General features: G+C 54.0%; 5 protein-coding genes. 2 read left to right on the top strand and 3 right to left on the bottom strand.

Features of this window, described 5'->3' with window-relative positions:
- The first annotated feature begins 214 nt into the window (after positions 1–214).
- The gene (locus RC85_RS24485) at positions 215–688 is read left to right on the top strand and encodes a DUF2752 domain-containing protein (RefSeq protein ID WP_084422998.1); all 474 of its coding nucleotides are present in this window, start codon (positions 215–217) and stop codon (positions 686–688) included.
- A 426-nt stretch (positions 689–1,114) separates the two neighbouring features.
- Positions 1,115–1,813 (top strand): hypothetical protein, encoded by a 699-nt coding sequence (locus RC85_RS24490; RefSeq protein ID WP_068267373.1) that lies wholly within the window; start codon positions 1,115–1,117, stop codon positions 1,811–1,813.
- A 47-nt stretch (positions 1,814–1,860) separates the two neighbouring features.
- Here the strand turns inward: RC85_RS24490 and RC85_RS24495 are convergent, their stop codons facing one another.
- From RC85_RS24495 to RC85_RS24505, 3 genes are all read right to left on the bottom strand, one after another.
- Positions 1,861–2,862, bottom strand: a complete 1,002-nt coding sequence (locus RC85_RS24495; protein WP_068267374.1) for a type II secretion system F family protein — start codon at positions 2,860–2,862, stop codon at positions 1,861–1,863.
- 82 nt (positions 2,863–2,944) lie between these two features.
- Complete coding sequence (locus tag RC85_RS24500) at positions 2,945–3,913, bottom strand: type II secretion system F family protein (protein ID WP_068267375.1); 969 nt, start codon at positions 3,911–3,913, stop codon at positions 2,945–2,947.
- 124 nt (positions 3,914–4,037) lie between these two features.
- Positions 4,038–5,354: a TadA family conjugal transfer-associated ATPase gene (locus RC85_RS24505; protein WP_068267377.1), complete on the bottom strand. Its 1,317-nt coding sequence runs from the start codon at positions 5,352–5,354 to the stop codon at positions 4,038–4,040.
- Positions 5,355–5,735: the final 381 nt, after the last annotated feature.

The following is a 5,735-nucleotide window of genomic DNA, read 5'->3' on the forward strand; positions in this document are numbered from 1 at the left end:
GCCTCCTACGATTCGAATGGCCGCATTGGACTGAAAGCGGAACAAATTCTTAATTGCAAAATACTATGTCAATACCAAAGATTTAGCGGCCCAGGCATCGCCCCACGCGTCGTGCGGCCTCATACGCGCGGGGCGATGCCCAACGCGGTTAAACAATTTAGAAACCCTTTACGGCGTGGGGTGGAACCTGTTGAATTTGCGTTAGAATCCTGAAATGGAAAGCGACATCAAGCCCGATCAATCGGCCGCCACAACTGCCGGGCATTCGACTGCCAACCGATCGAGCATCTGGCTAATTCGCTTGGCCGCCGTGGGCTTGTCCATTCTGCCCCTGTCTTTGTTATTAGTCGCACGAACGTTGACGCCTGATCCCGACGGCCTCGGCACTCACCAACAACTCGGTTTGCCGCCCTGTTCGATGCGAATGATGTTCAACATACGCTGCCCAGGTTGCGGCATGACCACTTCATGGTCGCATTTTGCACGTGGACAGTGGATCAGCAGCGTCCAAAGCAATCTAGGCGGATTCTTGCTAGCAATCCTGACCGTGTCAGCCGCGCCGATCCTGTTAAAGGCGGCATGGATTTCAACACCGCCAAGCGTCAAAACGCAAAACGCGATGGTGCTCGCCCTGGTCGCCGTCGCTGTCGTCGCCGTGGCCGATTGGGCGTGGCGGTTGATCCTGTAAGGCCCCGATTGTAGGCCGTAGCGAGTAAAGCGAGTTACGGCAGGCTGGCAAACGACAAGTCAGGTAGGCCGGAACAAGGAGTCTTCGACGCAGTTCCGGCAATCCGCGCCGAAACTATCTGCCGGAACAGCGCCGAAGCGGCTCGTTGCCGGCCTACGCCTGTCATCGCCGTGGCCGATTGGGCATGGCGGTTGATCCTGTAGGGCCCCGATGTAGGCCGTAGCGAGTAAAGCGAGTTACGGCAGGCTGGCAAACGATGCCGTAACTCGCTCCACTCGCTACGGCCTACGCAATGACTGCGATTTGCCCGGTGCCCTTTAGCCAAGCTTTTGGTTTTCGGTGTGGTGCTGCTGGCGGCAAACTTGCTATCTGTCGAGACTTGCCGCTTTTGACCTCTTTGCTACCGCCTCTTAAAGGATCCGTTTGATGCGACTCGATCAAACTCAAACTATCCCCAATCCCAAGCCAAAATCAGCCAGCAACCCACTTTGGTGCGTCGCGATTGCGACCTGCATCGCCGCGGCTGTTTGCCAAACTGGATGCCTTGGCGTGGCGTCGCAGGTGATGCGAGTCGCCGGTATGAACCTGATTCCCGCCGAGTACGAAGGGCTGAATAAATCAACGGTCGCCATCGTGACGATGACCGATAGCAGCCAGTACACCAACGATTCGGCCGCTCGAGACCTGAGCCGCCGCGTGGGTGCGGAACTGACCACCGAGGGCAAGGACATCACCCTAATCCGTGAAGACTTGGTCCAGCAGTACCGCGACGTTCACGGTTACGAGTCCAACGACTTTGTTGAAATCGGCAAGGAAGTCAAAGCTGACAAGGTCTTGGTGATTGAGATGACAGACTTGTCACTTCGGGATGGCGCGACGCTGTTCCAAGGCAGTGCTGATATTCACTTGCAAGTCGTCGATGTTGCCACCGGAGAATCGGTGTACACACAAAACATCGATCAATACACGTTTCCAAAATCAACCGGTCAACACACCAGCGAAACGACTGAAAAGCGTTTCACCAAGCTGTACCTAACGATGCTGTCCAAAGAAATCGGACGCAAGTTTCGTGCCTGGGACCCCACCGAAACGGTCGCCCAAGACGTGCTGATCGCAAGCCAATGAGTGCGGCCCAGCTAATCGCTAAGCGAGCGCACGCAAGTCACCGCAGACTACTGAGTCAAGACCTTGCGATACATGCTGATCGCCGCTGGACCAACCAGCACGACAAAGATGCCGGGGAAGATGAAGATCACGAGCGGGAAAATCATTTTCACAGCCGTCTTCGCAGCCTTCTCTTCGGCAATTTGACGACGCTTGGTTCGCATTGAATCCGACTGCACTCGCAACGCTTGGGCAACCGACGAACCGAACTTGTCGGCTTGAATCAGAATCGAAGCGAGTTGCTTCAAGTCATCAACGCCGCTGCGGAATCCGAGCTGGTGGAGAACTTCTGCTCGTGGACGACCGAATTGCAATTGCTGGTTTGCGATTCCAAACTCTTCGCCGATTTCCCGGTGGCTCTTCATCATCTCTTCGGCGACCTTACGAAGAGCTTGATCCATCCCCAGGCCTGCTTCGACACACACGACCATCAGGTCCAATGCATCGGGCAATCCAAGGAAGACTTTTTCCATTCGCTTGCTGGCCATCAAACCCAGAATCACACGAGGCAATCCGAAACCGATCACGAAACCAAAAGCAATCTTTAGGACCAGTCCCATGCTCAGGCCGTCGGAAATCAGTCCAAAGACACCGCCGAAGAACATGCAGACACCGGCCAGAACCAATTCCATGCTCTTGAAAATCACGGGTGCGGATTCACGACGGAAACCGGCGTTGATCAGCTTTTCACGGATCTTGCCCATTTCTTCGGCGTTGCCGCTGACCGTTTTTTCGAGCGGCTGGGTTGCTTTTTCCAGTGCTGCTGCCAACGCATCTTTCTTGGCTTTTGACTTGTCGGCTTGATCAACATCAACCGCACCGTCGGGACGTCCGCCGCGACGAAGCATGTCTAGGCGAGCTTCGGCGTTGGGTTTGTCTTCGCCACTGACGCGACCAAGCACTAGCCAAGCGGCACCGGTAACAGCGACGAAAACGACGACCGAAACCAAGGCGGCGGGGCCGAAGAAAGATGCGAGGATCAGTGTCGTCGAAAGCATTGTCGTGGACATGATTGAGATGACTGTCTAGTAAGTTTTGATTTGATCTGATGGTGAATGACGAGCAAGCGACTTCGTTGCCGCGGCTGGGGCTTTAGACTTTGATCGTGATGATCTTTTTGATGACCAAGGCACCGATAATTTGCGTTACCAAGGCCCCCACCATCATGACTTTGCCGATGGGGTCGGTGAACAGAAGCACGACATAGTCGTAGTTCATTTTCAGCATCACCAAGAACAATGTTGGTGGCATTGCCAACAATACAATTCCACTCATTCGACCTTCGCCGGTGAGTGCTTGAATCTGACCTTGAATCATGATTCGTTCACGCACCAGGTGCCCGATCTTGTCCAAGATTTCTGAAAGGTCACCACCGGTTTGTCGCTGAAGAACGATCGCGGTCGCAAAGAATCGCAAGTCCATATTCGGGATTCGCTTTGCCATGTCTTCGATGGCTTCTTCCAACGGAATACCAAAGTTCTGCTCTTCAAAACAGCGACCAAATTCAGTCGCCAAAGGCGCTTCCATCTCGCTAGCGACCAGACCAAAGCCGGCGTTGAGCGAGTGGCCGGCACGAAGGCTTCGGCTCAGCAATTCCAGTGCTTCAGGCATTTGCATGCTGAACCTGTGCAATCGACGGTTGCGCTTGACGAACAACCATCCCACTGGCAATCCCATCAACACCAAACCAAAAATTGGCCCCAGCAAAACCGGAACGGGGGTGACCACGCAGGTGACAATCCCTAAACCGAAAAACGCCAAGCAGATGAAACCAAACTTGCCAGGCTTGATCTGAATGTCGGCCTGTTCCAAGTAGTCTCCCAACGCTGGCAGATTTTCAAGGATCTGACCAAACGGACTGGAATCCTTTTCACTACCAAACCGCAAGTACGACTCTTGCTTTTCATCTTCGACCGCACCACCGCGACGGCGTGAAGCCATCTGGGCGAGTCGGTCTTCGGTCGCCGAAGCTTCCGCAGACGGCATCAGGACGTGAGCGGCAAACGCAACAAAAGATGCGATAGCAACGCCAATCACGAGAGCAAAGAGTAGTCCGGACATGGGTAGGTGTTAGCAGGTTAGCGGTTAGCTTTTAGCGATTAGCTGTTAGCTTTGGAGTTAGTTCGGTTCGAGTCATTCAGGTTCAAAAAAGCTAAGAGCTAATCGCTAAAAGCTTCTTAGCTACTTAAGCTTGCATCATCACGCGTTCGCGGAAGGCGCTGGCGGGCAATCGCACGCCGGCGGATTCCAACTTGTCCATGAACGAAGGACGAACGCCGGTACACTCGAAGTGTCCGTAGGCTTTGCCTTCTTCGTTGATGCCCTTTTGGACATAACGGTAAATGTCTTGCAGGATGACAGTGTCTTGTTCCATGCCGACCACTTCGGTGATTGCCGTCACGCGACGCGGACCACCTTGCAAACGGTTCGCTTGGATCAAAACATCAACCGCACCGGCGACCTGTTGGCGAATCGCTTTGACCGGCAATTCAAAACCGCTCATCATCACCAAGGTTTCCAAACGAGCGATCGCGTCACGCGGTGTGTTTGCGTGAATCGTGGTCATCGATCCATCGTGACCGGTGTTCATCGCTTGCAGCATGTCCAGCGTTTCACCACCACGACATTCGCCGATGATGATTCGTTCAGGACGCATCCGCAGGGCATTCTTGACCAGGTCGGTCGCGCTGACGGCTCCGTTGCCTTCGATGTTTGGCGGACGAGTTTCCAGACGGACAATGTGGTCTTGTTGCAGTTGCAATTCAGCCGCGTCTTCGATCGTCACGATTCGGTCTTCGTGGCCGATGAACGATGACAGTGTGTTGAGCAGCGTCGTTTTACCTGAACCCGTACCACCAGAGATGATGCAGTTCAGTCGAGCCTTGATGCAGCCTTCCAGCAGCATCACCATTTCAGGTGTGAAGGCTTTGAAGTTGAGCAGGTTTTCCAGTCGCAATGGGTTCGATCCGAAACGACGAATCGAAACACAGGCACCGTCGAGAGCAAGTGGCGGGATAATCGCGTTGACCCGCGAACCGTCATCCAATCGAGCGTCGACCATTGGCGATGTTTCATCGACACGACGGCCAACCTTGGACACGATGCGGTCAATGATTTGCAGCAAGTGCTTGTTGTCGCGAAATTCAACCTCCGACTTTTGCATCTGGCCGCCTTTTTCGACGTAGATGTTCTTCGGTCCGTTGATCAAAATATCGCTGACGGATTCATCTTTCAGAATCAATTCCAAAGGCCCAAGTCCGAGCACTTCGTCGATCACTTCGTCAACGATCCGCTCGCGTTCTTGGCGGTTCAGCAGCGTGTCTTCTGCGTCGCATAGGTGTTCAACCACCATGCGAATTTCACGTTTTAGCGTGTCGCCTTTTAGGTCGCCGACGCGTGACAGGTCAAGCTTATCAACCAGCTTGCCGTGAATGCGGCGCTTGATGTCTTCGAATTCTTGTTGACGGCCTGCTTCTTGTGTTTCTGGTGTGCCAGTACGCATCGCTGTATTTTCCCTGTGACAAAAATGTCGCTAATTCCCGTGCTCTGTTCCAAGTCCCCGAAACACACGTGCGGGGGGACCTGGGACGCCGGGTCGTAACGTTTTTGACGATCGGGACCACTTCAAACGTGGTTCACCTCTTGCGCAATGCAACGACCCACGAAAACATAGACCACAAAGTTTGCCCAGGCCGGAGAAAGTAGTTTTTAGGCGCTAGGTTTTAGGCATTAGGCAAAAGAAAAGCGGCCGAGGTGCAAACCTCGGCCGAAATGCCGTTACTGCGCGTTAGGCCCGGAGGGCCGGCAGATCCCTGCCGGGTGCGCGAGCACCCGGATCGCTGCCCTTATCAATTCTCTGTAACCAATTCTCTGGCTCGGTTTA

The sequence above is a fragment of the Rubripirellula obstinata genome (genome assembly GCF_001642955.1).
GTDB lineage: Bacteria > Planctomycetota > Planctomycetia > Pirellulales > Pirellulaceae > Rubripirellula > Rubripirellula obstinata.

Bases quoted from the DNA above. Each gene is read 5' to 3' on its own strand.
- RC85_RS24505 (WP_068267377.1), bottom strand. From the start codon at position 5,354: ATGCGTACTGGCACACCAGAAACACAAGAAGCAGGCCGTCAACAAGAA.
- RC85_RS24495 (WP_068267374.1), bottom strand. From the start codon at position 2,862: ATGTCCACGACAATGCTTTCGACGACACTGATCCTCGCATCTTTCTTC.
- RC85_RS24490 (WP_068267373.1), top strand. From the start codon at position 1,115: ATGCGACTCGATCAAACTCAAACTATCCCCAATCCCAAGCCAAAATCA.
- RC85_RS24500 (WP_068267375.1), bottom strand. From the start codon at position 3,913: ATGTCCGGACTACTCTTTGCTCTCGTGATTGGCGTTGCTATCGCATCT.
- RC85_RS24485 (WP_084422998.1), top strand. From the start codon at position 215: ATGGAAAGCGACATCAAGCCCGATCAATCGGCCGCCACAACTGCCGGG.